Genomic DNA, 609 nt, shown 5'->3' on the forward strand with positions numbered 1-609 from the left:
TCGCAGGGCGAACCGTATTTTTTGATGACATTGGCTATATCTCTCACTAGCTTGCTCTCGGGGTTTGCCAAGTAGCAGTTCAAACCCTTTAACGCCTCCTGACACAACATTTCTCCGCAACTCATGAAAGCTACCTCCCTATCTCTAATTTTGCTTCTTTTATGACTTCTATCTTCTTAACTCCTCAAGCATCTTCTGATATTCCTCAGCCGTCTCGGGCAGTATGTGGTAGCAGTGCTGATCCTCCGGGAATTTGCCCGTCTTTACGTCCTCTATGAAAGCCTTGAAAGCATTTGTCTCAACTTCTGCAACGTTTGCGTACTTCTTTACGAACTTTGGAGTGAAGGCCTGGAATAACCCTAGCATGTCTCCGCATATGAGAAGCTGTCCGTCGCAGGGAGCTCCTGCTCCTATGGAGTAAACGGGTATGGAAAGGTCTTTTGCTATGAATTCTGTTAGTTCTGGCGGTACCGCCTCAAGAAGTAGGGCGAAAGCTCCGGCTTCCTCTATGGCCCGGGCGTCCATTATTAGGTCTCTGGCGCTTTTTGGGTCTCTGCCCTGTGCCTTAAATCCCCCAAGGACTCCTGAACTTTGAGGGGTAAGACCGAT

General features: G+C 48.6%; 1 protein-coding gene. It reads right to left on the minus strand.

What is annotated here, in order from left to right; translation table 11 throughout:
* Nucleotides 1-168 precede the first annotated feature (168 nt).
* The coding region (locus R7P64_RS24370) for a 3-methyl-2-oxobutanoate hydroxymethyltransferase (protein WP_318124188.1) at nt 169-609 on the minus strand (441 nt) is incomplete at its 5' end.

The sequence above is a fragment of the Vibrio sp. 2304 genome, assembly GCF_033339475.1.
GTDB classification, from domain to species: Bacteria; Pseudomonadota; Gammaproteobacteria; order Enterobacterales; family Vibrionaceae; genus Vibrio; species Vibrio alginolyticus.